This is a genomic window from Verruconatronum alginivorum (assembly GCF_056590205.1).
On sequence record NZ_JBWPVQ010000001.1, the window covers coordinates 3,296,273 to 3,322,487 of the forward strand.

At 60.5% G+C, this 26,215-nt stretch carries 27 protein-coding genes; 16 read left to right on the forward strand and 11 right to left on the reverse strand.

Annotated features, from left to right (window positions below; translation table 11 throughout):
• Positions 1–170 precede the first annotated feature (170 nt).
• The 3 genes from ftsY to ribH are packed head-to-tail and all read right to left on the reverse strand — an operon-like array spanning position 171 to position 2,061.
• Positions 171–1,100: a signal recognition particle-docking protein FtsY gene (gene ftsY / locus ACWUI2_RS11695; protein ID WP_486983026.1), complete on the reverse strand. Its 930-nt coding sequence runs from the start codon at positions 1,098–1,100 to the stop codon at positions 171–173.
• A gap of 39 nt (positions 1,101–1,139) precedes the next feature.
• Entirely contained in the window at positions 1,140–1,586 is a 447-nt protein-coding gene (gene nusB, locus ACWUI2_RS11700) for a transcription antitermination factor NusB (RefSeq protein ID WP_486983027.1), read from the reverse strand.
• Positions 1,576–2,061, reverse strand: a complete 486-nt coding sequence (ribH, locus tag ACWUI2_RS11705; protein ID WP_486983028.1) for a 6,7-dimethyl-8-ribityllumazine synthase — start codon at positions 2,059–2,061, stop codon at positions 1,576–1,578. The genes nusB and ribH overlap by 11 nt, the downstream gene beginning before the upstream one ends.
• A gap of 344 nt (positions 2,062–2,405) precedes the next feature.
• Between ribH and ACWUI2_RS11710 the strand changes: the two genes are divergently transcribed.
• The 6 genes from ACWUI2_RS11710 (at position 2,406) to ACWUI2_RS11735 (ending at position 9,281) form a co-directional block, all read left to right on the forward strand.
• Positions 2,406–2,816, forward strand: a complete 411-nt coding sequence (locus tag ACWUI2_RS11710; RefSeq protein ID WP_486983029.1) for a hypothetical protein — start codon at positions 2,406–2,408, stop codon at positions 2,814–2,816.
• Positions 2,813–4,288, forward strand: a complete 1,476-nt coding sequence (locus ACWUI2_RS11715; RefSeq protein ID WP_486983030.1) for a complex I subunit 5 family protein — start codon at positions 2,813–2,815, stop codon at positions 4,286–4,288. The genes ACWUI2_RS11710 and ACWUI2_RS11715 overlap by 4 nt, the downstream gene beginning before the upstream one ends.
• Positions 4,285–5,784, forward strand: coding sequence for a proton-conducting transporter transmembrane domain-containing protein (locus ACWUI2_RS11720; protein ID WP_486983031.1), 1,500 nt, complete (start codon positions 4,285–4,287; stop codon positions 5,782–5,784). Before ACWUI2_RS11715 ends, ACWUI2_RS11720 begins: the two co-directional genes overlap by 4 nt.
• Positions 5,781–7,508 carry a complex I subunit 5 family protein gene (locus ACWUI2_RS11725; protein ID WP_486983032.1) on the forward strand — a complete coding sequence of 576 codons (1,728 nt, stop codon included), beginning with the start codon at positions 5,781–5,783 and terminating at the stop codon, positions 7,506–7,508. The genes ACWUI2_RS11720 and ACWUI2_RS11725 overlap by 4 nt, the downstream gene beginning before the upstream one ends.
• Positions 7,509–7,721: 213 nt before the next feature.
• A complete protein-coding gene (locus tag ACWUI2_RS11730) occupies positions 7,722–8,549 on the forward strand; it encodes a TPM domain-containing protein (RefSeq protein WP_486983033.1) in 828 nt (275 codons plus the stop codon).
• A 9-nt stretch (positions 8,550–8,558) separates the two neighbouring features.
• On the forward strand, positions 8,559–9,281 hold the full coding sequence (locus ACWUI2_RS11735; RefSeq protein WP_486983034.1) for a TPM domain-containing protein: 723 nt from the start codon (positions 8,559–8,561) through the stop codon (positions 9,279–9,281).
• Positions 9,282–9,391: 110 nt separating this feature from the next.
• Here the strand turns inward: ACWUI2_RS11735 and ACWUI2_RS11740 are convergent, their stop codons facing one another.
• On the reverse strand, positions 9,392–9,604 hold the full coding sequence (locus tag ACWUI2_RS11740; RefSeq protein WP_486983035.1) for a hypothetical protein: 213 nt from the start codon (positions 9,602–9,604) through the stop codon (positions 9,392–9,394).
• A gap of 21 nt (positions 9,605–9,625) precedes the next feature.
• On the opposite strand from ACWUI2_RS11740, the gene ACWUI2_RS11745 reads away from it, so the two are divergent.
• Together ACWUI2_RS11745 and ACWUI2_RS11750 are read left to right on the forward strand one after the other, a co-directional pair.
• Entirely contained in the window at positions 9,626–9,868 is a 243-nt protein-coding gene (locus tag ACWUI2_RS11745; RefSeq protein ID WP_486983036.1) for a hypothetical protein, read from the forward strand.
• Positions 9,869–9,883: 15 nt separating this feature from the next.
• Positions 9,884–10,330, forward strand: a complete 447-nt coding sequence (locus tag ACWUI2_RS11750) for a type II toxin-antitoxin system VapC family toxin (protein ID WP_486983037.1) — start codon at positions 9,884–9,886, stop codon at positions 10,328–10,330.
• Positions 10,331–10,482: 152 nt separating this feature from the next.
• Here the strand turns inward: ACWUI2_RS11750 and ychF are convergent, their stop codons facing one another.
• Complete coding sequence (gene ychF, locus ACWUI2_RS11755) at positions 10,483–11,586, reverse strand: redox-regulated ATPase YchF (RefSeq protein ID WP_486983038.1); 1,104 nt, start codon at positions 11,584–11,586, stop codon at positions 10,483–10,485.
• A 96-nt stretch (positions 11,587–11,682) separates the two neighbouring features.
• Between ychF and rpsP the strand changes: the two genes are divergently transcribed.
• The 4 genes from rpsP to tkt all read left to right on the forward strand — a co-directional run bounded on the left by rpsP (position 11,683) and on the right by tkt (position 15,676).
• Positions 11,683–11,946, forward strand: coding sequence for a 30S ribosomal protein S16 (gene rpsP, locus ACWUI2_RS11760; protein WP_486983039.1), 264 nt, complete (start codon positions 11,683–11,685; stop codon positions 11,944–11,946).
• A gap of 133 nt (positions 11,947–12,079) precedes the next feature.
• Positions 12,080–12,775: a tRNA (guanosine(37)-N1)-methyltransferase TrmD gene (gene trmD / locus ACWUI2_RS11765; RefSeq protein WP_486985062.1), complete on the forward strand. Its 696-nt coding sequence runs from the start codon at positions 12,080–12,082 to the stop codon at positions 12,773–12,775.
• Entirely contained in the window at positions 12,759–13,118 is a 360-nt protein-coding gene (gene rplS, locus ACWUI2_RS11770; protein WP_486983040.1) for a 50S ribosomal protein L19, read from the forward strand. The genes trmD and rplS overlap by 17 nt, the downstream gene beginning before the upstream one ends.
• A gap of 524 nt (positions 13,119–13,642) precedes the next feature.
• Positions 13,643–15,676 carry a transketolase gene (tkt, locus tag ACWUI2_RS11775; protein WP_486983041.1) on the forward strand — a complete coding sequence of 678 codons (2,034 nt, stop codon included), beginning with the start codon at positions 13,643–13,645 and terminating at the stop codon, positions 15,674–15,676.
• Between the two features lie 104 nt (positions 15,677–15,780).
• Here tkt and ACWUI2_RS11780 read toward each other — a convergent pair whose 3' ends face one another.
• The 4 genes from ACWUI2_RS11780 to ACWUI2_RS11795 form a co-directional block, all read right to left on the reverse strand.
• Positions 15,781–16,200 (reverse strand): DUF4143 domain-containing protein, encoded by a 420-nt coding sequence (locus ACWUI2_RS11780; RefSeq protein WP_486983042.1) that lies wholly within the window; start codon positions 16,198–16,200, stop codon positions 15,781–15,783.
• Positions 16,201–16,287: 87 nt separating this feature from the next.
• Positions 16,288–16,524, reverse strand: coding sequence for a hypothetical protein (locus tag ACWUI2_RS11785; protein ID WP_486983043.1), 237 nt, complete (start codon positions 16,522–16,524; stop codon positions 16,288–16,290).
• Positions 16,525–16,639: 115 nt separating this feature from the next.
• Positions 16,640–16,852, reverse strand: coding sequence for an AAA family ATPase (locus tag ACWUI2_RS11790; protein WP_486983044.1), 213 nt, complete (start codon positions 16,850–16,852; stop codon positions 16,640–16,642).
• Between the two features lie 110 nt (positions 16,853–16,962).
• Positions 16,963–19,146, reverse strand: coding sequence for an ATPase, T2SS/T4P/T4SS family (locus ACWUI2_RS11795; protein ID WP_486983045.1), 2,184 nt, complete (start codon positions 19,144–19,146; stop codon positions 16,963–16,965).
• 122 nt (positions 19,147–19,268) lie between these two features.
• Here ACWUI2_RS11795 and ACWUI2_RS11800 point away from each other — a divergent pair, with 122 nt between their 5' ends.
• From ACWUI2_RS11800 to phnE, 3 genes are read left to right on the forward strand one after another with little or no spacing between them, the layout of a single operon-like run.
• Positions 19,269–20,147 carry a PhnD/SsuA/transferrin family substrate-binding protein gene (locus ACWUI2_RS11800; RefSeq protein WP_486983046.1) on the forward strand — a complete coding sequence of 293 codons (879 nt, stop codon included), beginning with the start codon at positions 19,269–19,271 and terminating at the stop codon, positions 20,145–20,147.
• Between the two features lie 18 nt (positions 20,148–20,165).
• Positions 20,166–20,972, forward strand: a complete 807-nt coding sequence (locus tag ACWUI2_RS11805) for a phosphonate ABC transporter ATP-binding protein (RefSeq protein WP_486983047.1) — start codon at positions 20,166–20,168, stop codon at positions 20,970–20,972.
• The gene (phnE, locus tag ACWUI2_RS11810) at positions 20,969–21,844 is read left to right on the forward strand and encodes a phosphonate ABC transporter, permease protein PhnE (protein ID WP_486983048.1); all 876 of its coding nucleotides are present in this window, start codon (positions 20,969–20,971) and stop codon (positions 21,842–21,844) included. Before ACWUI2_RS11805 ends, phnE begins: the two co-directional genes overlap by 4 nt.
• Positions 21,845–21,892: 48 nt before the next feature.
• Here phnE and ACWUI2_RS11815 read toward each other — a convergent pair whose 3' ends face one another.
• Both ACWUI2_RS11815 and ACWUI2_RS11820 read right to left on the reverse strand, forming a co-directional pair.
• A complete protein-coding gene (locus ACWUI2_RS11815) occupies positions 21,893–23,149 on the reverse strand; it encodes a glutamate-cysteine ligase family protein (RefSeq protein WP_486983049.1) in 1,257 nt (418 codons plus the stop codon).
• 23 nt (positions 23,150–23,172) lie between these two features.
• On the reverse strand, positions 23,173–24,669 hold the full coding sequence (locus ACWUI2_RS11820) for a RimK family protein (RefSeq protein ID WP_486983050.1): 1,497 nt from the start codon (positions 24,667–24,669) through the stop codon (positions 23,173–23,175).
• 390 nt (positions 24,670–25,059) lie between these two features.
• Here ACWUI2_RS11820 and holA point away from each other — a divergent pair, with 390 nt between their 5' ends.
• On the forward strand, positions 25,060–26,172 hold the full coding sequence (gene holA / locus ACWUI2_RS11825; protein WP_486983051.1) for a DNA polymerase III subunit delta: 1,113 nt from the start codon (positions 25,060–25,062) through the stop codon (positions 26,170–26,172).
• Positions 26,173–26,215 lie beyond the last annotated feature (43 nt).

Genomic DNA, 26,215 nt, shown 5'->3' on the forward strand with positions numbered 1-26,215 from the left:
ACCATCGTGTCATTGCGAGGAGCTCCGCCGACGAAGCAATCCACGAAACAGCGATCCGCGCCCCCCTTTTCCGGAAGGTGGATTGCCGCGTCAGTCGTTCCGCCTTCCTCGCAATGACAGACTAACCGAAGGCTGCTGAAAGAATGGCGTTGGCGTCCTTCGATGGAATCCTATGAAGCGACGGCTTCGGGGCCGAAGACGGCGGAGACGTAGGTGTCGACCGAATACGGCTGGAGGTCGTCGGGCTGTTCTCCCAAACCGAGGAAGAAGATCGGGAGGTTCAGTTCCCGGAAGGTGCCGACGAGGGCGCCGCCGCGGCTGGTGCCGTCGAGCTTGGTGACGATCAGGCCGTCGAGGCCGAACGATTTGTGGAAGACTTTCGCCTGTTCGATCGAGTTGGAACCGAGGCTGCCGTCGACCACCAGAAGGGAATAATGGGGGGCCTTCGGATCCTGTTTCTGGAGGACCCGTTTGATCTTGGCCAGCTCGTCCATCAGGTTGCTTTTGGTGTGGAGGCGGCCGGCGGTGTCGAGGATCAGGTAATCCTTGCCCCGGCTGTTGGCGGCCTTCCAGGCGTCGAAGGCGACGGCGGCGGAATCGGCGCCGTGGTGGCTGGCGACCAATTCGATGTCGAGTCGTTGCGACCACGCTTTGATCTGTTCGTTGGCGGCGGCCCGGAAGGTGTCGCAGGCGGCCATCAAAACCTCCTTGCCGTCCTGGCGGAGGGCATGGGCAAGTTTGGCGCAGGTGGTGGTCTTGCCGGAGCCGTTGACTCCGATCAGGCAAATGACGGTCGGCTTCGCGGGAGCCTCTTTGAGCTGACCCTCGGAGCCTTCCAGAACCCGCTTCAGGACGGTCGAGCCGATGGTGGCGACATCCTGTCCGCGGAGGTCGCGGTCGCGTTTCACGGCGGCCTGGACTTCGTCGATGATTTCGGTGGTGGTTTCGACCCCGAAATCGGCGGCGTAGAGGGCCTCCTCCAGTTGTTCGAGGGAATCGGCGTCGAGTTTGCGTCCGGTGAAAAGCCCCCGGCTGGAGGCCCAGAGGTTTTGGCTGGTTTTCGAAAACCCGTCTTTGAACTTTTTAAAGAACTGGCGCATCGCGAGGAGGGAGCGGCGGCTCCGAAGGATCGGTCCGGATCAGTCGTTGGAGGCCCGGCGGAGAGGCCGGTCGAGCTCGTCTTTCAATTTGTCGAGGATGCCGTTGATGAAACGTTTGGCATCGTGGTTGGAGAGGAGTTTGCTCAAGTCGATCGCCTCGTTGATGGAGACGATCGGCGGAATGTCTTTGCGGAACAGGATCTCGAAAACCGCGAGACGGAGGATGGAGAGGTCGACCTTGGCGATCCGTTTGAAGTCCCAATTGCGGGTGAGGGAACGGATCTTGGAGTCGACCTCCTCGATTTTCTCGACCGTGCCGAAAATCAGTTCCTCGGCGAAAGCGTAGTAATCGCGCTCCTCGTCTTTGCCTTCGAAGAAGGAGCGGACGCTTTCGGTGAGGTTGTCGGGACGGTTGACTTCCCAGATGTAGAGAAACTGGACCGCCGCGATCCGTGATTCGCGGCGTCTGGATAAATTACTGCTCATGGTTCTGTTCTCTCTTCCGTCGAAGTGCGGTCAATTGCAAGGCGCAGGCGGCGAATTCCTTGCCGCGATTCAGTTTCCCGGTGGTCCGCTCCTCGGCTTGGGCCCGGTTTTCGGCGACGACGACGCCGTTGACCACCGGCATCCCATGGTTGAGGGAAACCATCTGGAGGGCGTCGCTGACGCTCTGGGCGATTTGCTGGTAATGGAAAGTGTCGCCGCGGACGAGGACGCCGAGGCCGATGCAGCAATCGTAGCTGCCGGTTTCCATCCCGAGCTGGATCCCATAGGGGACTTCGCCGGACCCGGGGACGCGCAGGACGTCGATTTTTCCCTCGGGGACGTTGGCCGCGCGGAGGGTGGCGACGGTGTTTTCGAGCAAGGCGTCGACGAGTTGGCCGTTGTAGCTGGCGGCGACGACCAAGTAGGAATGGTCGCTGCCGTCGACGTGGGTTGCGATTGGTGAATCGAGACTCATAGGAGAAAAGGAAAAAGGATCAATAAAGCGGACCGTTTGGCAAACAACAAGGGGAAAGGATCACCATCGTGTCATTGCGAGGAGGCTCCGCCGACGAAGCAATCCACGAAACAGCGACCCGCGCCCCCTTTCTCGGAACGTGGATTGCCGCGTCAGTCGTTCCTCCTTCCTCGCAATGACAGACGGTTGTCTGTTTTTCCCACCACGTTCAATCCCGTTGGAGTCGATGTTTCCCAAACGCCCGGACCGCATGAATGCGGAACTCCAACGAATTGAAATTCGGGCCTTCGGGAGGCATTGCCAAACGGAGGGGGCTGTTTTATAAAGGTGAGATTGACAATGTGATGGGAAAAGGCGGGCACAGAACGGACGGGCTGACCATCCGGCGGTGGATCTTGGGAGCGGGGGCGGCGGGGGCCGCCCTCTTCTTGACCTACTCGCTGGCCGGGGCCTTGGCGGCGTTTCCGTTTGAACCCCGGCCGTCGGCTCTCCGGTTGACCGTGGCCGGGCTGGGGGTCGGACTCTTTTTTCTGGGGATGATCGTTCTTTTGCTGGGCAAAACCGTCGGACTGCGGATCGGCGGGGCGCAGGCGGCGGCGTTGGCGGTTGCGATGGTGCTGGTGACGTTGCGGGGAGACTTGGGCGCGTGGCCGGCGGCGGTGATCGGGTGGGGAATCGCGGTGATGGTCGGGTGGTGGGGATTGACGGTGGCCCGGGGGATCGCCGGGGAGCGGGAAACGAGGTGCGGTCGATGATCGCGAGCCTCGTCTTGATCCCGTTTTTGGCTTGGTTGGCGTGCCTCCTTTTCCCCCGGGGGAGCGCGGCGGTCGCGGTCGGGGCAACCGGAGTAAATTTCCTGATCGCGGCGGCGGTGGCGGCCGCGGTGGCCGGTGGCGGCGGGATCGGTATCGCGGTGGAAGGATGGATGGCGGCGGCCGAAATCGGATTTCTGGCTGACGGTCTCAGTGTGATTCTGGTGGTCACGGCGGCCTTCGCCGGATTGGCGGTGGTTGGTTATGCCTGGTTTTATCTGCGCTTGGAGCAGGTGCATCTCCGTCCGGGGGTGGCGCGGCGGTTTTGGCTGCTTTGGTTGGCGTTGTTGACCGGGTTGAACGGACTCCTCTTGTCGACTAACCTCCTGATGATATTCTTCTTCCTGGAGTTGGTCGGGATGGCGGCGGTCGGGATGGCGGCGTTGGCTGGAACCCGCCGGGCCCGGGCGGCCTCGCTCCAGTATTATTTCGCCCGTCTGCCCGGATCGCTAGCCTTCTTTTTGGGGGTTGCGCTGATGTATGCCGCGCATGGGACGCTCGATCTCGGGGAGTTGGCCGGGCGGTTGGAACCGTCGCCCCTGATGGCGATGGCGGCGGCGTTGCTGTTGTTCGGGGTGGTGGCGAAGGCGTCGCTCTTTCCCTTTCATTTTTGGTTGCCGCCCGCCCATTCCGGGGCGATCGGCCCCGGGAGCGCGATGCTGTCGGGGGTGGTGGTGAAAGGACCGTTTTACGTGGCGCTGCGGCTCTGGTTCGACCTCTTTCCGGAAATCGCGACGACCGGGGCGGCTCAATTGCTGGGAGCGCTCGGGGCGGGCGGAATCATTTGGGGGGCGATCCAGGCGCTGCGGGCACAACGGTTGAAATTGATCATCGCCTATTCGACGGTGAGTCAGATGGGATTCCTCTTTTTGCTGTTTCCGCTGCTCACCGGGGCGACCGGCACCGATTGGACCCTCGCGGCCTGGACCGGCGGCATGTATCAACTTGTTTCACACGCCGTGGCCAAAGCGGCCCTGTTGTTGGCGGCGGGGGTGGTGTTGTACGCGCTCGGCAGCGAACGGCTGCGGGACATGAACGGAATCGCCAGCCGGATGCCGGTCACCACCTTCGCGATCGCGTTGTCGTGCGTCACGTTGATCGGGCTGCCGCCCAGCGGCGGGTTCGTGGCGAAATGGCTGCTGCTGACGGCGGCGATCGAGAGCGGACAGTGGTGGTGGATTCCGCCGTTGGTTGGCGGGGCATTGCTGACGGCGGCTTATGCGTTTCACATACTCTCCTACGCCTTTCGGTCGACCGAGGACGTGCCGGTGTTGCGGCCGGTGCCGTTGGCGATGGAGTTGACCACGCTCGGGCTGGCGTTGGCGGCGGTCGTCATTGGATTGCGGGTACAGGAGCCGATGCTCTTGATCGAGCCAGTGGCCGATCCCGCCGGGATGGAGGAGGTGGTTCGATGAACGACTCCGGATGGATGCCGGTCCTGGTGATCGCGACCTCGTTTCTGGCGGGGTTGGTGATCTTTTTGCTCAAAGAGGAAAACCAGAAGACGCGGATCGCGCTCAACCTGTTGGCGGCCGGATTGAAACTGGTGTTGGTGGCGGTGATCTTTTACGGAGCGGTTTTCCGGGGATACAGCTATGAGGTCCGCTATCAGATCCTGTTCGACTTCGATTTCGTGCTGCGGGTCGATCTGATGTCGCTCCTCTTCCTGACGCTATCGAGTCTGCTCTGGTTCGTGACGACGGTTTACGCGATCGGTTATCTGGAGGATTCGCCGCATCGGAACCGATTCTTCGGGTTCTTCAGCATGTGCGTGACCGCGAGCGTCGGGATCGCGCTGGCCGGGAATCTGATCACCTTTTTCATTTTCTACGAATTCCTGACGCTGGTGACCTATCCGCTGGTGGTGCATCGCGGCAGTCGGGAAGCGTTGCGGGCCGGGCGGACCTATCTGATTTACACGATGGCCGGGGGAACGGCGTTGTTCGCCGCGGTGGTTTGGATGCATGCGTTGGCGGGACCGTTCGATTTCGGGGAAACGGGGGTCTTGGAGACGTTGGCGCTGGATCGCGGTTGGCAGGTGGCGACGCTCTTTTACCTGCTGGTCTTCGCGTTGGGCGTGAAAGCGGCGCTGGTGCCGTTGCACGGATGGTTGCCGGTGGCGATGGTGGCTCCGGCACCGGTGAGCGCCCTGTTGCATGCGGTGGCGGTGGTGAAGGCCGGGGCGTTCGGGATATTGCGGGTGGTTTACGACGTCTTCGGGGTTCATTTCGCGGAGGCCCAGGATCTCCTGTTTCCGGTGGCGGTGGTGGCCGGGATCACGATCCTGTATGGATCGGTGCGGGCGTTGGGACAGGACGACCTGAAACGGAGATTGGCGTATTCGACGGTCAGTCAAGTCGCCTACATCGTGCTGGGGGCGACGATATTCGGTCCGGCCTCGGCGGTCGGGAGTTTGGTGCATCTGGTGCACCAAGGCCTGATGAAAATCACCCTCTTTTTCTGCGCGGGGAACGTCGCGGAAACGACCGGTATCCATAAAGTCAGTGACATGGCCGGACTAGGCCGACGATTGCCCTGGACGATGGGAGCCTTTACGGTGGCGGCGCTCGGGATGATCGGGTTTCCGCCGTTGGCGGGATTCGTCAGCAAGTGGTATCTCGGTCTAGGAGGATTGCAGGCGGGACAGCCTTGGGTGTTGTGGGTGTTGATCGCGAGCACCCTGTTGAACGCCGGGTATTTCCTGCCGATACTTTACACGGTCTGGTTCCGGGGGGCGGGCCGGGAATTCGAAGCGCGGGGTGAAGACCGCCGGGAGACGCCGCGGACGCTGCTCTATCCAACGATGGCGGCGGCGGTAATCTCGATCATCGTCGGGGTGTTTGCCAACGCACCCTTCAGTCCATTGGAATTGGCGGAACAAATCGCCGCGCAACTCTACGGGGAAAGATGACCGCCTTGATCGTCATATTGGTTCCCTTGGTGGCGGCCTTTTTGGTGGTCACGGCGGTCTCGGAAGGGAGACGGAAGTTGGCCATGTGTCCCCTGGCGGCGGTGCCGGCCTTCCTGCTGGCGTTGTTCGGCGACGCGGATCGGACGGATGTATTCGGATGGCTGATGCTGGAGAGCCATCTCGGAATGGCGCACAGCGGACCGGTGTTTCTCTTCTTCACCGCGACTCTCTGGCTGATCGCCGGCGGTTATGCGGTCGGCTACGTGAAAGAGCGGTCGGCGGGACCGTTCGCCTGTTACTGGCTGTTGACGATGACGGGTAATTTCGGGCTGGTGCTGGCGGGGGACGTGCCCTCGTTTTATGCCTTCTTCGCACTGATGACCTTCTCCGCCTATGGATTGGTGGTGTATTCGAGAAGTGACGACGGATGGCGGGCGGGGAAGGTTTACATCATCATGGCGGTGGTCGGCGAGGCGATGCTCATCGGGGCGTTCTTGTTGGCCGTCGCCGGGGCGGAAACCTATCTGTTGGCGGACGCCTCGCGGGCGGTGGCGGAATCGTCGCAGCGGAATCTGATCGTCTTTTTGGCGCTGGCCGGATTCGGGGTGAAAGCGGGGATTTTCCCTCTGCACCTCTGGCTGCCGCTGGCTCATCCGGTGGCTCCGGCCCCGGCGAGCGCGGTCTTGAGTGGGGTGATGATCAAGGCGGGCTTGCTCGGTTGGATCCAACTCTTTCCCGGAGGGGAAGTCGCTCTGCCTGGCTGGAGTCTCGGGATGGTCGGACTCGGGATGTTCACCGCCTTTTACGCGGTGGTTTGCGGACTGGTCCAGCGGGAAATGAAAACGGTGCTGGCCTATTCGAGCATCAGTCAGATGGGCCTGATGCTGGTGGTGGCCGGGGCGGGATTGGCGGAGCCCGCGGCCTGGGAAGCGGCGGTGGTCGTTCTCGGAGTTTATGCGTTGAACCATGCCTTCGCGAAAGGATCGCTCTTCCTTGGGGCGGCGGTGTGCGAGGTCGGCGGCGGGTTGCGGCCGGAGACGCGGCGATGGATACTGGCCGGGTTGCTGGTGCCGGCGCTGGCCATCGCCGGGGCTCCGCTGATGGGCGGGGCGATCGCCAAGGATGCGATGAAACTGGCGACGGAAATACCCGGACCGGTCGCGCCGTGGTTGAAGGTGTTGTTGCCGATGTCGGCGGTGGCGACGACGCTGTTGCTCGGCCGATTCTGGCTGTTGGCTCGGGCGCGGATGGCTGGGGGCGGAGAAACGGGTCGATTGCGGGGGCGGGGCCTAGCGTGGGGGGCGTCGTTGTTGGCGGCGAAGGGAGGTGTTTATTTCGCGATCCCTTGGTACGCGTTGGAGTTGGAGACCGGGGAGCCGAGTTTGGCCGGGATTTGGGGGAGTCTTTGGCCGATCCTGGTCGGCGTGGGGATGTTGTGGGGAGTGCATCGGATCGGTGGAATTGCGAGACCGGTGAATATCCCTCCCGGGGACATCGTGACGGGGTTGGAACGGACCTCTCGTTGGAGTCGGAGGCGCGGATCGGCTTTGGTCGGCGCCGAGAAATTGCGGATCGATTTCCATCCCCTGCTGGAGCGGATCGCCGGGAGTCTATGGGTGCACGGAATGTTCCGGCGCGGCGAGTTCGCCCTGCGCCGCCGGGAAACCGTCGGCTGCCTGATGATGTTTTTTCTGTTGGTTCTCTGGCTGTTGTTGGGGGGGTGAAGTTAGTGGCCGTCGATTTGATGGTAACCGTCGGTTGATCTATCGAGTGCTATCGCCAGGCGCTTACGTTTTTTGGGATTGCTCCTTGGGGTGGGGCTGGAAAAGATATCGGAGATGTATTCAAAATGCGCCCCTCCGATGCATGCAATGCTTTGCCTTTTTTCGGTTGTTTTTGGCGTTTTCGCGTTTGTCCTTGAAGGTTCTGGAAACTTGATGTTTCCACCGATTCCGGAGGATGGGAGCTTCGTTCAGGATTACGCGGGCGTGTTGTCGGAATCGGACCGGAAGCGAATGGGATTCCAGCAGGAGGATGCCTTCGATCAGTATGATACTGCGATTGTGGTCGTTACCATCCACTCCAAAGCGACCTATGGCGCGAGGGGACATTCAATTGAAGAGTTCGCCGCGGCCTGGTTCGATCATTGGCAGATAGGAAAGGTGACTGACGACGGCTTGATCAATCGAGGTATTTTGATCTTGGTCAGCCTGGGTGATCGCAGCGCTCGAATTGAATTGGGAGCCGACTGGGGTCGAGGGTGGGATCGGCATTGTAGCCGAATTATGAATCAGCGGATGGTCCCGGAGTTTGCGCGGGGGAATTATGGAGCCGGGATTATCGCCGGACTCGATGCGTTGGTGGAGATGGCGGCGGTCGGACCGGAGGGCGCGCCGCCAGCGGGACTTGCGGTGTGGGCTGAACGGCTGGAAACCCGGCCATTTGAAACCTCACCGCTTCCGCTGTGGGGGATCGGTATGATGATTGTGGTCGGGTGTTCCCTCATTGGGTGGTTCACCTTGGGACATCCTGGAAGAATACTTCCTGAGGAACAATGCAAGTGGGTCCTGATCGTTGGCGTTTTGCTAATCCTTGGAGCCGTATTTTTCTGGTTCATTTTAATTTGCGGAGTCGTCCTATTGAAGCAATTGGATTGTTCGGATGGTTCTTCAGGAGGACGCGGGTGGGGCGGTGGGTTTGGCAGCCGGGGCGGATTTGGCGGTGGGGGATTTTCGGGAGGCGGTGGAGCGACAGGCCGGTGGTAAAGGGGACGTATGGACGCATTAAATACAATATCTTCGGATGATCGGGCGCGGATCGAGCAGCAGGTAGCGGAAGTCGAACGCCATACTTCGGCGGAGGTCGTCTGCGCGATGGCCACTGCATCGGGGCGCTATGACCGGGCGGAATCGATCATCGGTTTGGCGTTCGGCTTATTGGCGCTGGGAATGGTTAATGTCCTCCAAGGCTGGGCGTCATCTGGAGCATGGACGGCAGGGGTGACCTTTGGGTGGCAGGTCTTGGCGGTGGTCGCGGGATTTGTCGCAGGGAGCGTTTCGGCCAACCGGTTTCCGGCGTTGCGGTCTCTGGTGGTGAGTGAGGCCGAGATGGAAGCTGAGGTAAGGCAAGCGGCGGCCCACGTGTTTTTGTTGGGAGCAGTGGCCAATACGGTCAACAGGACGGGATTGCTGATCTTCTTTTCCCTGGTGGAACGACGCGTTGTGATACTGGCTGACGAGAGCGTGAGGGAGGCATTGGGCAATGATGAGATTGGTCGTCTCCGGGACGTGGCGGTGGGCGACCTGAAGCGAGGAGATGTTGCGGCCGCGTTCATCGATGTTCTCCGGGAAGTCGGTCCCCGGTTGGCCGAAGTGCTTCCCGCATCGCGGGAGCTGAATGCCGACGAACTACCCAATCATGTTCTTTTATTTCATCCCCGCCCCGGATGCGAAAGTATTGTCCATGAGTCTGCCGCGAAAAGAACGGTCGCGGGGTGACGGTTTCCTTGCTCGCACTCTGGTTGGTGCGGGGGGATCGCGAGTCTGCGGATTTTTAGGATCTGCGGAAATCCGCGGAATCTGCGGTGGGGGAAATCTTCTTCGGCCGGTCAGGAGAGGATCCGGCTGAAGAGAAGGGCGAGGAGAATGAGGACGAGGATGGTGATTTTCACCCAGGTTTTCATCGACTCAGACGTTGAAGCGGAAGAGGGCGACGTCGCCGTCCTGGAAACCGTCGGCTGCCTGATGATGTATTTCTGTTGGTTCTCTGGCTGTTGTTGGGGGGGAAAGGGATCGCGGGTTGCCGTCTTGACAGGTGACAAATGTTAAACATGTTGTCTAACATGAAAGAGATCACCACGCGGGACCTGCTTCATCGCACGAAGGATGTGAAGGCGACGCTTGAAACAGGGGAAGCACTGGCGTGGACCTCGCACGGGAAGATTGTGGCGTTTCTTCACCCGCCGCGAGGTGGACGGTCTGACCGACCGGAAGAAGTGGATTGGCACTCCCGGGCCAAAATGGCCGGTGCGGTGAATCGGACAGCCACTACCGCTAGCTCTCTGATTTACGGCGATCGCGATTGATTCGGAGTCGATGCAGTGGCGAAAATCTATCTCGATACCGGAGCTTTGGTAAAACTCTACATCTGGGAGTCGGGTAGCGATTGGGTTCAGGCGAAAGCCAAGCAAGCCAGTCTCTTGCCGTTGACTCCCCTTCAGATGACGGAACTCAAGAACGCCATTTTGGCCGCCGGCGGGCGAGGCATCATTGAAGTTGTCGCCATGCATCGAACGCTGAAAAATTTCGAGGAGGATGTGGTGTCGGGACGTTTTGCGCGGGAGGTTCCGGATTGGACGGAAGTCTGGCGACGAGCGGATCTATTGGCTTTCTCTTTTACTGAAAAGATCCTCTGCCGAACATTGGACATCCTTCACGTGGCGATGGCGGAGTTGATGTCCGTCGATTTGATGGTGACCGGCGACCAACGCCAAGTTTCCCTGTGTGAAAAAATCGGACTCCCCGTGGAACGTATCGAATGGCAGTAAGGAACCCGCCGAGGGAGCCTTATCTGCAAAAACCGCGGAATCTGCGGTGGGGAAAATTTTCTTCGGCCCCGGGTCAGGAGAGGATCCGGCTGAAGAGAAGGGCGAGGAGAATGAGGACGAGGATGGTGATTTTCACCCAGGTTTTCATCGATTCAGACGTTGAAGCGGAAGAGGGCGACGTCGCCGTCCTGGAAGACGTATTCCTTGCCTTCGAGACGGTATTTGCCGGCTTCGCGGGCGGCGGCGACGCTGCCGAGCGAGACGAGGTCGTCGTAGGAGACGACTTCGGCTTTGATGAATCCTTTTTCGAAATCGCCGTGGATCACCCCCGCGGCCTGGGGGGCTTTCATCCCCCGGGTGATGGTCCAGGCACGGACCTCTTTTTCGCCGGCGGTGAAGTAGGTGGCGAGGCCAAGGAGATCGTAGGAGGCGCGAATCAGATTGGAGACGCCGGAGTCGTCGACCCCTAGGTCGGCGAGGAATTCCTTCGCCTCCTCCTTGGAGAGGTCGATCAGTTCGGCCTCGATCCGGGCGCTGATCACGGTGCAGGCGGCGGCGTGGTGTTCGCGGGCGTAGTTTTCGACGGCCTGGACGTAGCGGTTTTCCGTGGCGTTGGCGAGGTCGCCCTCGGCGACGTTGGCCGCGTAGAGGACCGGTTTGGAGGAGAGGAGGAACAAGTTTCGCAGGACCGGAGCCTCGTCGTCGGCGATCGGGAAGGTCACCGCCGGTTTGTTTTCGTTGAGGTGCGGGAGAAGTTTGTCGATCAAGGCGATGGTGGCGGCCGCCTCTTTGTCGCCGCTCCGGGCCTTTTTCTGTTCTTTATCCTTCCTCTTTTCGAGGGAGGCGATGTCGGCCAGGATCAGTTCGGTGTTGATGACCTCAATGTCGCGGATCGGATCGATTGAGCCCATGTTGTGGATGACGTCGGGGTCTTCGAAGCAGCGGACCACATGGACGATGGCGTCGACCTCGCGGATGTTGGCGAGGAATTGGTTGCCGAGCCCCTCGCCCTTGCTCGCTCCGGCGACCAGGCCGGCGATGTCGACGAACTCGAACGCGGCCGGGATGACCACGTTGGTCCTGGCGATCTTTTGGAGCGCGGCGAGCCGGTCGTCCGGCACGGTCACGACGCCGACGTTCGGGTCGATGGTGCAAAACGGATAATTGGCCGATTCGGCCTTGCGGGTCCGGGTCAACGCGTTAAAAAGAGTGGACTTGCCAACATTCGGTAAACCGACGATTCCTGCTTGTAACATAAAGAGCTGAGCTGAAAGGGAGGAAAGTCACTTGACAACACTAAAAAAAGGCGGAAGATCTCCTTCTTTTTTCGAAAATCTTTCTATCAAAGCATTATGGCACTGAAGATTAAATTGGCCCGCGCCGGTTCCACGCACAACCCGGTCTATCGCATTGTCGTTGCCGAGGCACGTTCCCGCCGCGACGGCCGGTTCGCCGAGATCCTGGGCACCTACAGCCCGAAAGCGAAGGGCGACCAACTGAAGCTCAACCTCGAGCGCGCCGAGTATTGGCTCAAGACCGGAGCCCTGCCGACCGACACCAGCCGGTCCCTGATCAAGAAGGCCCGCGCCGCGCAAGCGGAAACCGCGAGCGCCTGAGTTCGAGGTTAGCGGCAAATTTTATTGAGTCGGTCCGGGCGGCATCGGTCGCCGGACCGAAACTTTTCCCTTTTTTCAACAAGGGCTCACGAGCGGGTGCGAAACCCGCTTTTCGAGTTTCCGGCGACGAATGATGAAGGTCGATCTGCTCACGCTCTTTCCCCGGATGGTCGACGGATTTTTGTCGGAAAGCATGATCGGGCGGGCCGTCGAGCGAGGCCTGATCGAGATCGGGGTGCACAATCTGCGGGATTGGGCGACCGGCAAACACCTGGTGACCGACGACCGTCCGTTTGGCGGCGGCGCCGGGATGCTGTTGAAACCGGAGCCGATTTTCGACGCCTTTGAGGAATTGCGCCGTCCGGAGACCACCACGATCTATTTCGCGCCGGACGGGGAGCCGCTCACGTCGGAGCTCGCCCGGGAGTTTGCCGGGAAGAAACACCTGCTCTTGTTGAGCGGGCATTATGAAGGCGTCGACCACCGGGTGCGGGAAACGCTCATCGAGCGGGAGATCAGCATCGGGGATTACGTCTTGACCAACGGCACCTTGGCGGCGGCCGTTTTCATCGATGCGGTGGCCCGTTATATTCCCGGCGTTTTAGGTGAGGAAAAGTCCTTGACGCAGGATAGTTTTCAGAACAAGTTGCTCTCTTTTCCGCAATTCACTCGCCCGGCCGAGTATCGTGGGATGAAGGTGCCCGAGGTTTTGTTGAGCGGGGACCACGCCCGCATCGAGCAGTGGAGGCAGGAACAGCGGCGGGAGCGCACCAAGCGACTGAGACCGGATTTAATTCAACCAACAGACGACAATGAAAGCCATAGTTAAAGAGATTACCCAGGACCAGGTCCGGAAGGACATCACTCCTTTCAAGGTGGGCGATGGTGTGCGGGTGCACACGAAAGTGCGCGAAGGTGAAAAGGAGCGCATCCAGATTTTCTCGGGTATCGTCATCGCCCGGCGCGGATCCGGGATTCAGGAGACCTTTACGGTTCGCCGTATCTCCTACGGCGAAGGCGTCGAGCGGGTGTTCCCGGTGAATTCCCCCAACATCGACAAGATCGAAGTCGACCGCGAGAGCGTCGTGATGCGCGCCCGTCTATACTACTTGCGCGACCGTATCGGCAAGGAAGCCACCAAGGTCAAAGAAAAGCGCTTGGTTCGGACCTGAGGCGGAAAGTCGGTTTTTACTTTTCATAGTTGTTTTCTCGATGAAAGACGGGGAGTCGCCAGGCTCCCCGTTTTTTTTATTTCGAGGAATGGTCGGGAAGAGGGGATCGGTCCCTTGTTGGAGTTCCCGCTTCAGCCGGTCTTTGAACCTAAATCCAGCACTTAGAGCAGCCACGAAAAGGCGCAAAAGACACAAAAATAAAGAGAAATGATAAGATGTCATCGTAGGGATGGTTCGCCGTTCCGGCGACTTTCATATCCAATATAAGCCTCTTCTTTTGCGTATCTTGCGCCTTTTGCTTCGCCATCTTCGCTTACGCTACGTCGCGGCTATCAACGGACCTTTCTGGGATGAACCGAGGTGGGAACCGGCCGAATCCGGGACTCCAACAAATCGGACAAATGAAATAGCCCTGGTCCCCGGAGAGAGTTCCGCCATCGAATGCTTGCCATCGGGGGAGGAAAAAGAAAAATGGAGCGTTTGTTTCAAACTAAACTCTCTTGGGAGAGAGAAAGAACTCGATTATGTCCGCTACCACAGAAAAATCCCGTGAATTGAATGCCGAAATCCTGGGCCAGGCCGCGAATATCGCGCGTGGGCTCGCGATCGATGCCGTCCATGCCTGCAGCTCGGGGCATCTGGGCCTGCCGCTCGGTGCCGCCGAAATCGGCGCCGTCCTCTACGGCAATGCCCTGCGGCACAATCCGGACGACCCCCGCTGGATCAATCGCGACCGTTTCGTCCTTTCGGCCGGGCACGGGAGCATGTTCCTTTACACCTGGCTTCATCTCTCCGGCTACGACCTTCCGTTGCAGGAGGTGAAGAACTTCCGGAAGTTGCACAGCAAGACCCCGGGCCATCCGGAATGGGGCGAAGCTCCGCGGGAAGACGCCGCGCCGGGGGTGGAAGCGACCACCGGTCCGCTCGGCCAGGGAGTTGGAAACGGCGTCGGGATGGCCCTCGCCGGCAAGATGGCGGCGGCCCGTTTCAACACCGGCGAGCATCCGATTTTCGATTACAAGGTGGTGGTCCTGGCCGGCGACGGTTGTTTGCAGGAAGGGATCGCGGCCGAAGCCTCTTCGTTCGCCGGTCACTTCAAGTTGGATAACTTGATCCTGATCTATGATTCGAACGACGTCACCCTCGACGCGATGGCGGATCAGACCCAGAGCGAAGACACCGCCGCCCGCTACGAAGCCTACGGATTCGACGTGCAGACGATCGACGGCCATGACATGGCCGCTTTCCTGCAGGCGTATCAGCGGGCCAAAACCGCGACCGGCAAACCTCAAATGATCATCGCCAAGACCGAGATCGGCCGGGGGATTCCGGAAGTGGCCGGGACCAGCAAAGGTCATGGCGAAGGCGGAGCGAAGTTCGCGGAAAGCGCTCGTAAGGGATTAGGGTTGCCGGAGGAGACGTTCTACGTGTCCGACGAGGTGAAAGAATATTTCGCCGCGCACAAGGAGTCCTTGTTGGCCGAGCACCGCGAGTGGACCGAGCGTTTCTCCGCCTGGCGGAAGGCGAATCCGGAGAAAGCGGAGTTGCTCGACAGCGGTTACGGGAACAAGAAGCTTGATGCGGTTGAGATCTTGAAGCAAATCCCGGAATTTCCGCAGAGCACTAAAATCGCCACCCGGAAGGCCGGGGCGGATGTCTTGCAGCCGATCGCGAAGGCTTGTCCGTTGCTGATCAGTGGAAGCGCCGATTTGCATGGATCGACCCTGAACTACATCAAGGATGGCGACGATTTCGGGTCGGAAACCCCGGCTGGCCGGAACATCCGTTACGGGATCCGCGAGCACGCGATGGGGGCGATCATGAACGGGGTCGCTTACGACGGTCTTTTCCGGGCTTCGGGAGCGACCTTCCTGGTGTTTTCCGATTACCTGCGTCCGTCGATCCGTTTGGCGGCGTTGGCCCGGTTGCCGGTGGTTTACATCTTTACCCATGATTCCGTCGGAGTCGGGGAGGACGGTCCGACCCACCAACCGGTGGAGACCGTCTCCGGATTGCGGGTGATTCCTGGTCTCGACGTGATCCGTCCGGCCGATCCGGAGGAAACCGCCGGAGCCTTCGCCGCCGCGGTGGCGAACTCCGAAGGGCCGACCTTGCTGGCGTTGACCCGTCAAGGATTGCCGCCGCTGGAGGAGATTTCGGTGAAGGAACGGCGCGAAGGTGTCTTGAAGGGCGGTTACGTCGCCAGGAAGGAGCAGGGCGATCTCAAGGTGATTTTGCTGGCTTCGGGGAGCGAGTTGCAGCATGCCTTGGCGGCGGCCAAGGAATTGGGCGACGGCGTCCGGGTGGTCTCGGTTCCCTGCATGGAACGGTTCAACCGTCAGAGCGCCGATTACCGGGAGCAAGTGTTGCCGACGGCCTGCCGCAAGCGGGTGGCGATCGAAGCCGGGGTGACCGGCCTCTGGTATCGCTACGTCGGCCTCGACGGTCGGGTGGTCGGGATCGACCGGTTCGGTCTCAGCGCTCCGGGCGACACCGTGATGAAAGAACTCGGCATCGAAGCCGCCTCGGTGGTGAAAGCCGTGCGGGACCTCGGGTAACATGAGGTTCGGCAAAAGGAAGTTTTCCTGAAAAGGGGGCGGATGCCGCAAGGCGTCCGCCTCTTTTTGCGTTTGGGGAGGGGTCTTGGAATGGAAGAATCCAATTAGTCCGGGCTTCCCCCAAGGCTGTTCTCTTGGACAAAGCCTGCTATCTCGGCCAGCGGCACGGCGTTCAAGCGGTCTCCCAAGGGAAAAGGATGGGGGCAGCGGCAGACGAGGGCTCCGGATGGCGGTTTATCGAATTCGCGCTGCACCCGGGGAAGTCTCCCGCCGTCCGATGGAAACTCCGACCATTTGGCGTCGGCCAGCAGGAACCTTCCCGCCCGATGAAGTAAGAAGTCCGCTTCTTTGGTGCGGTCTCGCCAGTAAGTCAATTGCCATCCCGGCCGCACTGTCAGGAGTCGATGCAGTTCCACGAATACAGTGGTTTCCCAAAGGGAGCTCGTCAAAGGGGAGAGATGAAGATCGGTTTCCGTGATGATTCCCATTAAAAAAGCGCACAATCCGCTGTCTTGGAAATGCAACTTGGGTGATCACACGTGGCTCTTCGTCTTATTGGAAAACCAAGGCTCGAGCAGTGCGATCATCCCCGAACGCTCCAATACCGACAGTCACTCTCCCGCGGTCGAAGGGCTGATCCCAACGTCGCGGGCCAATTCCGCCCGGTTGAGCACTTGGGCTGTTCGAAGCGCGCAGGCCCTGAGAAAGCGTTCGAAATCTCTCAGGTTGCCGACCTTCAACTGGGAGCGGAGGTCCCTTTCGAGATAGGTGGCCACATAGGACTGGAAAAAACCGGCCGCGTCGATCGCAGGATTTTCGTGGAGCTCTGGAAAGCCGCCCCGCAGCACAAAAGTCTCAACGGAAATCTCGGGACGGCCCCGTCGAATCTCCGCGAAGCTTAGTCTAAACCGCCGAGGGTGAGAATCGCGGCTCTACCGGCGAGCGATTCGGCCACGCCGGCCATCAATTCGCGGGATGTCGGGCAAGAAATCCAGCCGGATCCGATTCCGCCTGTTCAGCCGTACTGGGGAGGTCGAGGCTGGTGTAATGATGATTTGGAAAGAGGCGCAGGACCAGCGAAGTTTTTCCGGTTTGTCGCGGCCCAGTCAGCACGACCGCCGGACGGGTCTCGGCCCGGTCTAACAAAATCGGTTCGAGCGAGCGAGGGATCCACATCGTGTAAATTATTCGACATTATCGAACAATTCACAAGTTCTATTGTAAGGCTTTTGTGTTCAATTGCTTCGGGGTTGATCAGCGGGCGCGAACCTCCGCCGTTTCGAGGGTCAGGCTTGGTCCGGGGGGATGGTGGCGAGGGCTTCTTCGATGGAGGAAAAGCCTTCGCGAACTTTCAAGAGGCTGTCCTGGTGGAGGGTTTTCATCCCGTGCTGGCGGGCGATCCGTTTGAGGACGGCGGTTTCGGCGCGGTCGTTGATGGCATCGGTCAGGGCGGGGGAGTTCGTCATGACCTCGTGAATACCGATGCGGCCTTTGTAGCCGGAGCCGCCGCAGCGGTCGCAACCGCCTTCGCCGGCGCGGAAGATCTGGCCGCTCCAGCCGATGGCGGCTTCGAGCAGTTCGCGTTCGCGGCCTTCGGGTTCGTAGGGGACGCGGCAGGTTTTGCAGAGGCGGCGCATCAGGCGTTGCGAGCAGACGCAGAGGAGGGAGGAGGAGACCATGAACGGTTCGATGCCCATGTCGCCGAGGCGGGCGACGGTGCCGGGCGCGTCGTTGGTGTGGAGGGTGCTGAGGAGCAAGTGTCCGGTAAGGGCGGCCTCGACGGCGATGTCGGCGGTCTCCCGGTCGCGGATTTCGCCGACCAGGATGATGTCAGGATCCTGGCGGAGGTAGGAGCGGAGGGCAGACGCGAAGGTGAGGCCGATCTGGCGGTTCACCTGGAGTTGGTTGATCCCCGGGAGGGTGTATTCGATCGGGTCTTCGGCGGTTTGGATGTTGAGTTCGGGGGAATTGATTTCGCCGAGGGCGGAGTAGAGGGTCATCGATTTTCCCGAGCCGGTCGGACCGCAGTGGAGGATCATCCCGTAGGGCTGTTGCAGGACGGAGCGGTAGCGGGCGAGGTTTTCGGCGGAGAAACCGAGGTCGGGGAGCGGCAGGGCGGATTTTTGTTTGTCGAGAATCCGCATCACCACCTTTTCGCCGAAATTCATCGGACTGGTGGCGACGCGGAGGTCGACGTCGATGTTTTTCTTGGTGAAGCGCTTGAAGATGATCCGTCCATCCTGGGGAAGACGGCGTTCGGCGATGTCGAGGTTTGCCATGATCTTCAGGCGGGCAACTACGGCGGGGGCGACTCGGCCGGGGAGACGGATGGTTTCACGGCAAAGGCCGTCGATCCGGTAGCGGATCAGGAGTTCCTTTTCCTGCGGTTCGACGTGAATATCGCTGGCGCCGGAGATGTAGGCGTCTTCGATGACCCGGTTGGCGAGTTGGATGATCGGGGCGGATTCCTCGCTTTCGAGTTCGGCGGCGCTGACCTCCCGTCCTCCCTGTTCGGTGAATTCGCTGCCGAGGATGTCGGCCACCTCGCGGATATCGACGGTTGGCTCCCGGTGGCCTCCGGCCGGGGCGTCTTTGAAGAAACGTTTCAGGACGGCGTCGATCAAGGTGGCGGGGGCGACCTGGATTTCCTCGACCTGGAGGCCGGTGGCGTGCTGGAAGCCGTCGCGTTTCGGGTAGTCGAGAGGATTGCAGACGAGGGCGGCGACTCCGGACGGGGAAAGCCGACGGTATGGGAGAATGCCCTCGCGCCGGATCACGGCGTCACCGATCGATTCGATCAGTTTTTCGTCGAATTCGATTTGGTCGGGACTGGTCACCAGCGGGGTTTCGGTGTAGCGGGCGATGAAACGGGCGGTGTCCTCGGGGTTGAGTTGGTGGTGGGGATCGAGCATCCGTTGGATCAAACTCGCGGAGTAATCGGCCACCTCCTGCAGGGCGGCGAGGTCGCCTTCGGTGAATCCGTCGGCCGATCGGGCCCCGTCTTCCTTATTGATCAATTGGATCGCGCCGATGATCCGGGTGCCGCGAAGCGGGACGGTAAGCATGGCGGTGACTTCGAAACCGGTTTGGGCGGCGAGGGAGAACATCTCGGCGTCGTTCTCGCCGGTGCGGAAAAAGAGCGGCTTTCCGGAGGTGACGCATTTGCCGACGATTCCGGCGTGGAGCGGGAGGCGGGTCGCCAGAAGTTTGGTCCGTTTTTGATCGAAGATTTCCTTGCGGGCCGGATCGTCCGCCCAAAGGGAGGGGGAATAGTAGACGTGTTTGAACGCGAGTTGATCTTTCTCGATCAAGTAAAGGCTGAGGGATTGGGCGCGGAGGGATTCGATTAATTTGGCGGCGGTCAATTCGATGACGGAGGCGACGTCCTCGCGGCTCGGGGCCGGTTTGGAGATCACCTTGAGCAGGAGGGAGCGCCGCAAAGCGCCGGAGATGTTGGCGGACGGATTCATGCGGATGATATGTGGCAGCGAGGACGGGCATGATGGGGAGAAAAGTCGGGCGGTGTCGAGTCTGTTGTCTTTTTGTAGGAATCTCTTGCGTTGAGACTCATTCTCATTTATCGGGTGAGAGTATGTTTAAATGGTTTGGCATCGGTGCCCTATTTGTTTTGTCGGTCCTGCTAGTGGGATGCTCTCCCGGGGACGACCGGTTGGTCTTCGCGTTGAAGCCGGACAAGGATCCGGACCGGATGCTGGAGGAGAAGGGGGCGTTGGAAGCGTTTTTGGGCGAACGCCTGGGGCGACCGGTTTCCGTGATGATACCGCTCTCCGGGGCGGTGATCATGGAGGGATTCGCCAACGGGACGATCGATCTCGGCTATATCAGTGCGGCGGAGATGGTCCAAGTGCGGGATCGAGGGATCGGCAAGTTGTTGTTGGCCGGTGAGATCGATGGGAATCCGCATTACATGAGTTATTGGGTGACGTTGGAGGGGAAACCGTATGAGGACGTGACCGATTTGCGCGGGAAGCCGGTCGCGTTTTCGAGTCGTTCGAGCACCTCCGGTTTCGTGGTGCCGTTTTGGGATTTGCACAAGAAAGGGTTGGTTGGCCGGGACGGTCGGCCGGAGGATTTTTTCGGGGAGGGAAATGTTTGGTACGGGGTCGGCTACGTCTCGGCGATCGAGCGGGTGTTGGCCGGTGACGCGGAGGCCGGGGCGGTCAGTTATTACGTGCTCGACGAAGACCGGCATTTGACGCCCCAGCAGAAGGGCCGGTTGCGGAAAATGGCGGAGCAAGGGCCGGTGCCGACCCATGTCATCGCGGCCAGTTCGCGCCTGGAGGAGGAGGACGTGGAGCGGATCCGGGCGGCGTTGTTGGAGTTCAATTCGGACGAACATCGGGACTTGCGAGACAAACTCTTCACTTCGAAGTTGATCGAAGTGGATGCGGAAGAACATCTACAGGGGATCGCCGAAGCCATTGATTTGGCACGGAACGTCGCCCGCTAACACGCGTCGAAAAAAGGGATGGTTTATACCAAAGAAAACGTGGCACCGACGGCACCGACGGCGATTCCCGATGGTTCGACTCGATCGGGCCGGGAGGCGGAGCGTCCGGCGGTGAAGCCGGAGACGGACGAACCGCACCTGCGGTTGCGCAACTTCGGTTTGGAGCGGGGCGGACGGTGGCTTTTTCGAAACGTCGATCTCTCGATCGCGCGGGGGAAATTCGTGGCGATCGTCGGACCGTCGGGGGTGGGGAAATCGAGTTTTTTGTCCTGTCTCGCCGGGATGGTCGCTTCGTCGGAAGGGGAGGTCGAGTACCGCTGTTTGGGGAATTGTTGTCATCGCCCGTTCGATTTCCAGAAGAAGATCGGGATCATTTTCCAGAGCCTGATGCTGACTCCGAACAACACGGTGATGTCGAACGTTCTCTGCGGACGCCTCGGCCGGTATCCGTGGTGGAAGACCTTGATCGGGTTTCCCGGGAGCGACAAACGGGAAGCGGCGGCGATTTTGAACGACCTCGGATTGAACCGTTGCATCCCGCGCTGGGTGGCTGAGATCTCCGGAGGAGAGCAGCAGCGGACCGCCATCGCCCGGGCGTTGTTTCAGCAGCCGGAAATCTTTTTGGCCGACGAGCCGGTGTCGAACCTCGATGTTTATTTGACCGGCCGGGTGTTGGGCATTCTCCGTCAGGAAGCGACGGTGAACCGGCGGACGGTCTTGTGCGTGCTGCACAGTCCGGATTTGGTGGAACGCTTCGCGGATATGGTCTTGAGCCTCGATCCGATGAATCCGGACGGTTGGCGCTTGCGCGACGTGCGATCATGAGTTCCCCGCCTGTCGAAGAACCGCGGCGGACGGATCCGGTGATCCATCCGCCCCCTCCGCCGCCGCCGATTCCGGAATTGAAGTGGTACGAGCGGTTGAACGCGCTCAACGTCACCATGCTGGTCTTTTTGCTGGCGGTGGTGGTTTCGAGTCCGGTGATGGAAGGATCGGGGCGGAGCCTCAATTATTTCGAAAATCTCTCCCGTTTCCTCGGGGCGTTTTTCCCGCCCGATTTCTCGGTGACCCGTCAAGTGTTGGCGGCGTTGGGCGAGACGATCCAAATCGCGGTGATGGCGACCTTTTTCGCCATTTTGATCTCGTTTCCCCTGGCGGCGGCCGGGTCCCAGAACATCGCGCCCCGCTGGATGGTGATTTGCGCCCGGATGTCGATGAACATGGTCCGAACGATTCCGAGTCTGATTTGGGCCTTGATCGCGGTGGTGGTGGTCGGGGCGAACCCGTTGGCCGGGGTGATCGCGTTGACCTTTTACAGCATCGGATACCTAGGAAAATTTTTCAGCGACACGTTCGAGTCTCTCGACACGGACATCGCCAAAGGATTGCGGGCGATCGGGGCGGATCCGGTGCAGGCGTTCCAGCATGGGATGTGGCCGCACGCGAAGCCGCTGGTCTGCAGTTACGCGCTGTGGATGTTGGAGTATAATATCCGGTCGGCGGCGATCATCGGCTACGTCGGCGCCGGCGGCATCGGGGTGTTGTTGCATTCGTATCAGGAGTTCGGCATGTGGAACCGGTTCGCCACGGTCTTGCTGTTCATTTTGGTGTTGGTGACGATCCTCGACTTTTTGGGCGAGTGGGTTCGCCGGCAAGTGACGAAACGGATCAACAACAAGGCGTTGGCGGAATCGTAGGCGCTGCGGCCTGCGGCCGAATAGACGATAGCCAATAGACGTAGATGATTAATGGGCGATTGGTCTTCGTCCCAAGGGTGAAGCTTTGGGGGGGAGAAGGAGTTCGTTTTCGCTCAAACAACGGGCGAGGTGGTCGAGGACCGGGGTGAAGTCGTCGGGGGCCGGGCTGGTCAGGGCGAGGAGGCGGGTGGCGAGGTTGCCGTGAGTCAGGATGGCCGCGATCGTCTCGCGATCTTGATCGGTGAAACCGGTGCGGGGGAGTTCGTTGAAGAGATGGTGCCAAAAATCGCCGGCGGTGCGGCATGTCGTCGGCAAGGCGAAGGCCTCGGTGAGTTCGGGCAGTTGCAACGGAGCCGCGAAACCGGTGCGGATCACTTGGAGTAACTGCTCTTTGCGGGAGGCGGGTGTCGAGGCGAGCGCCCAGCGACGGAGCCGTTCGGGGTGACGGTCGACCAAAAAACGGATCGATTCGATGATGAATCGGGCGAGGGCCAGATCGGCCCGGGGAGATTCCTGGACGTCGAGCAGCCGGATCTCGATGGCGTTGCGGTCGAACCGGGCGATCGCTCCCCGAGAGTTGAGCCATTCGTATTGAAGCAGCCGGTCGGGATCGAGAGGGGCGATTTGTTGGAAGATCGGTTGGAGGATTTTCTCCTCGTATTCGTCGCGGGAGAAAACCGCTTCCGGAATGATGTCGCCGGTGATGGCGGGGCAGCGCCGTTGGTTGAGGCGGTAGGTCTCGATCCGGGTGTCGAGGAAGCCGGTGGCGCGTCCGTCGCGGAAAGGACTTCCGGCGGTGAGGGCGGGGAGGAGCGGGAGGACCAGCAGGATGGCGGAATGGAGGAGGGCGAATTCGCGGTCGCCGTCGAACGGCAGGTTGATGTGGCAGCTTTGGAGATTGAACCAGCCGTGGCCGCGGCAGTTGAAGATCCGGTCGTAGCACTCGTAGATTTCGCGGCTCCCGTGAGCCCAGGTGGCGGACTCCACCGCCGGGTCCATGGTCGGGTGCATGGGGCCGGGGAGAAGCTGGCAATCGAGCGGGGCCAGGATCGCGTTGGTTTCGGCGACGGCGGCGGTGAAATCGCGTTCGAGTTGGACGAAGTCGGCGGTCGGGGCGGGAGTTTTGAGCTCCACCACGTGGGCGGCCAGTTCGTTGGAGAGTTCGCACGCCCCGACGGTCCAGTCGTTGACCGGTTCGCCGCATTGGGCGATGGCGATCTGGTCGGCCACCGGGGCGACCCGCCCGTCGGTTTTGCGGACGATCATGTATTCCAGCTCGATGCCGAATTTTTCGAAAAGATGCATGGGAAAAAAGGAGGGCGGAGACCTTAGGCGGGTGACTTTTTGGCGGGCAGCGGCTGTTTGGATTTTTCGATCCGGTCGACGAGATGTTGCATCACTTTGCGGTAGATCTCGGTGCCGTCGATTCGGTCTTCGACTCCGGAGTCGATGTTGGGGTTGTCGTTGACTTCGATGACGAAGACCTGGTCGCCCCGTTGTTTGAGGTCGACGCCGTAGAGTCCGTTGCCGATCAGCTTGGCGGCGGCCAAGGCGGTTTGAATCACCGCGGGCGGTGTTTCTTCGATCGGCAAGGTGTCGGCCCCGCCGCCTTGGGTCTTGCCGGATGCGGCGTGGTTGTAGATCTGCCAATGTTCGTCCGACATGTAATACCGGCAAACGAAGAGCGGTTCGCCGTCGAGGACGCCGACCCGCCAGTCGAAATCGGTCGGGAGGAACTCCTGGGCGATGAGGAAATCGGAGGTTTTGAAGAGCTTGCGGATGGTGGTTTGGAGTTCCTCCTTCGACTCGACTTTGAAGACGCCGAGGGAAAAGGCGCTGTCGGGGATTTTGACCACCATCGGAAAACCGAGGGAGGCGGCGACCTGGTCGGCGTTTTTGTCGTAGAGCATCTCGGTGCGGGGAACCGGGAGGCGGTTTTTTCGTAGCAACTCGTGGAGGTAGACCTTGTTGCAGCAGCGGCGGATCGAGTCGGGGTCGTCGATCACCGCCATGCCCTCGCGTTGAGCTTTGTCGGCGAAGCGGTAGGTGTGGTTGTCGAGGGAAGTCGTTTCGCGGATGAAAAGGCCGTCGAATTCCAGCAGGCGGGGGTAGTCGGTGCGGACGATCAATTCCACATGACAGCCGAGGGCTTCACCGGCGCGGACGAAACGCCGGAGCGCCCGGCGGTCGGACGGAGCCTGCTTTTCCTCCGGATCGTGGAGGATGGCGATGTCGAAACGGCTGTTGGTAGTGGCGCCCCGTTCGCGGTCGCGGGTCCAGCGGCGGCTGAGAAAGGCGTCCATCGCCTCCTTGACCTTGAATCGGTGGGTTTGTGGGACCTGGTTGAGGCCGATCGGTTTGAGCGATTGGATTTCCCATCCCTTGTCGTTGTAGCAAAACTGCACTTTGAACAAGGGGCACGGGAAGAGGGAAAAGAGCTGTTGGGCGAGGAGGGAATGGCGTTCGGCGAGGTTCTTGCCGAAGTAGACGCTCAAGGCGAAGTCCTCCTGGATGATGCGTCCGAGACTCTTTTGGACGGTGGCGTTCAACTCCTCCAGCACATCGGCGTAGATCCGTTTGCTGGTGAGATTGTGGAGGGTCCGGGCGGTCGGCATCGCCCGGTGGCCGCGGGCTTCGGCCAGAAGGGAGATGTAATATCCGGTGCTGAGCGGGCGGTCGTTGCGGCAGAGGTTGATGATCCGGTAGCCGCCGGCGAGGAATTCGGAACGGGTGAGGTAGTCTTCGGCCGTGACTACGTTGAAATGGGTCCAGTCGGGCGACCAGTCTTTGAGATCGTCGACGACGACGAGGTTGTGCGATTTCATTGAAATCAGGAAACGGAAAGCAAAGGGCGTCGCGCGGCGAGCGCGGAGGCGGAATGCGGAGCGGGCGGGAAAGCCGGTCGTGGATTCATCGGAAACAATGAGTGAATATGGAGGGAGAACGTTGGCGGAATTTTCGCGGAACGCAAGGAAGATAGCCGATAAACGAGGAGATCAGAAGGAGAGCACGAGGAGACAATGCGGACGAGTCACCGCCGGGTTGGGGAAAAGTGGGCGAGGCGTCCCGCCTCAGCGCAGAGCCACGGCTGCGGTTTGAGGCTGGAGGCCCGATGCTCGGCACGGAGCCGGGACGGCGGCCCCGCCACTTTGGGCGGAATGGCTTGCCTTGGGGCGGGCGAGGGTGCTCTCTTGGGGAGCGGAGCAGTTCGAACGATGGCGAAGAAAACATTCAAGATGATTGCGGGGGCGGACGATTTTCTCGTCACCCGGACGGGGAAGGAGGTCTTCGCCGAATTGACGCGCGAACTCACCGACGAGTTTTCCCAGGAAACGATCGACGGGGCGGCCAACAACATCGGCGAAATCGAGGCGGCGGTCCGGTTGTTCGTCCAAGCGGTCACCACGTTGCCGATGTTCGGCGGCAAGAAAGTCGTCTGGTTGAAGGACGTCACCTTTTTCGCCGATTCGGTGACGGGACGGGCGGAGGGGACGTTGGCCCAGGTCGAAATCCTCAAGGAAACCCTGGGCGTGGTCGATCCGGAGCAGGTCGACGTTTTGATCACCGCCTCCCCGGTCGACCGCCGGCGGGCTTTCTACAAATGGTGCGAATCGGCCGGGGAGTTGCAATGGATCGCGGCGGCCGGCGACCGGGGAAGCGGGACCGATTTGACCAAGGTGGTGCAGGACGAAGGCCGGCGTCACGGGATCGGTTTCACTCCGGGCGCGGTCGAATTGTTGATCGGCAAACTGAACGGCAACACCCGGCTCTTGGTCGAAGAAGTCGCCAAGCTGGCCGCTTACCTCGGTCCCGACAAAGGAGAGGTGGCGGAAAAACTGGTGATGGAGTTGGTCCCGAACTTCGGCGAAGGAAACTTCTTCGAGGCGGCCGACGCCTTTTTTTCCCTCGATCTCGCCTGGACGCTGGAAGCACTCCACCGGCACTTTTTCGCGGGCAACGAAGCCCGTTCGCTGATCAGCACCCTCCAAGGGCGCAATCGCCTGCTCATTCAGTTGCGGATCCTGCTCGACGCCGGGGAGATCCAAGTCGGTAACCGGGGGCTCGACAAAGCGAGTTTCGAACGGGCCGCCGCCGCCCACCGGAGCGCGTTCGGGGAATCCGCCGGCGAGAAGAGCGCCTACAATCTGTTCTCCCAAAACCTCTGGTATCTCGGGCGCCTGGCCGAGGGAGCCAAGGGACTTACCTTGAAACGGCTGATCGATTTCCAGCAGGAATTCCTCCGCGCGTTCGAGGAAATCATCACCCGGTCGACCCAGCAGGAGGAAGTGATGCGCGAAATGGCCATCCGTTGCCTGGGAAGAAAATAATGAAATGGAGTGCCGTTCGCGGATTATTCCTCTTCAATTTCCT

Coding starts and splice junctions, on each gene's coding strand:
- ACWUI2_RS11710 (WP_486983029.1), top strand. CDS start 2,406: ATGGGAAAAGGCGGGCACAGAACGGACGGGCTGACCATCCGGCGGTGG.
- rpsP (WP_486983039.1), top strand. CDS start 11,683: ATGGCACTGAAGATTAAATTGGCCCGCGCCGGTTCCACGCACAACCCG.
- phnE (WP_486983048.1), top strand. CDS start 20,969: ATGAGTTCCCCGCCTGTCGAAGAACCGCGGCGGACGGATCCGGTGATC.
- tkt (WP_486983041.1), top strand. CDS start 13,643: ATGTCCGCTACCACAGAAAAATCCCGTGAATTGAATGCCGAAATCCTG.
- ftsY (WP_486983026.1), bottom strand. CDS start 1,100: ATGCGCCAGTTCTTTAAAAAGTTCAAAGACGGGTTTTCGAAAACCAGC.
- ACWUI2_RS11790 (WP_486983044.1), bottom strand. CDS start 16,852: ATGTGGATCCCTCGCTCGCTCGAACCGATTTTGTTAGACCGGGCCGAG.
- ychF (WP_486983038.1), bottom strand. CDS start 11,586: ATGTTACAAGCAGGAATCGTCGGTTTACCGAATGTTGGCAAGTCCACT.
- ACWUI2_RS11800 (WP_486983046.1), top strand. CDS start 19,269: ATGTTTAAATGGTTTGGCATCGGTGCCCTATTTGTTTTGTCGGTCCTG.
- ACWUI2_RS11730 (WP_486983033.1), top strand. CDS start 7,722: ATGTTTCCACCGATTCCGGAGGATGGGAGCTTCGTTCAGGATTACGCG.
- ACWUI2_RS11725 (WP_486983032.1), top strand. CDS start 5,781: ATGACCGCCTTGATCGTCATATTGGTTCCCTTGGTGGCGGCCTTTTTG.
- trmD (WP_486985062.1), top strand. CDS start 12,080: ATGAAGGTCGATCTGCTCACGCTCTTTCCCCGGATGGTCGACGGATTT.
- ACWUI2_RS11815 (WP_486983049.1), bottom strand. CDS start 23,149: ATGCATCTTTTCGAAAAATTCGGCATCGAGCTGGAATACATGATCGTC.
- ACWUI2_RS11745 (WP_486983036.1), top strand. CDS start 9,626: ATGAAAGAGATCACCACGCGGGACCTGCTTCATCGCACGAAGGATGTG.
- ACWUI2_RS11820 (WP_486983050.1), bottom strand. CDS start 24,669: ATGAAATCGCACAACCTCGTCGTCGTCGACGATCTCAAAGACTGGTCG.
- ACWUI2_RS11805 (WP_486983047.1), top strand. CDS start 20,166: ATGGTTTATACCAAAGAAAACGTGGCACCGACGGCACCGACGGCGATT.
- ACWUI2_RS11795 (WP_486983045.1), bottom strand. CDS start 19,146: ATGAATCCGTCCGCCAACATCTCCGGCGCTTTGCGGCGCTCCCTCCTG.
- rplS (WP_486983040.1), top strand. CDS start 12,759: ATGAAAGCCATAGTTAAAGAGATTACCCAGGACCAGGTCCGGAAGGAC.
- nusB (WP_486983027.1), bottom strand. CDS start 1,586: ATGAGCAGTAATTTATCCAGACGCCGCGAATCACGGATCGCGGCGGTC.
- ACWUI2_RS11735 (WP_486983034.1), top strand. CDS start 8,559: ATGGACGCATTAAATACAATATCTTCGGATGATCGGGCGCGGATCGAG.
- holA (WP_486983051.1), top strand. CDS start 25,060: ATGGCGAAGAAAACATTCAAGATGATTGCGGGGGCGGACGATTTTCTC.
- ACWUI2_RS11715 (WP_486983030.1), top strand. CDS start 2,813: ATGATCGCGAGCCTCGTCTTGATCCCGTTTTTGGCTTGGTTGGCGTGC.
- ribH (WP_486983028.1), bottom strand. CDS start 2,061: ATGAGTCTCGATTCACCAATCGCAACCCACGTCGACGGCAGCGACCAT.
- ACWUI2_RS11720 (WP_486983031.1), top strand. CDS start 4,285: ATGAACGACTCCGGATGGATGCCGGTCCTGGTGATCGCGACCTCGTTT.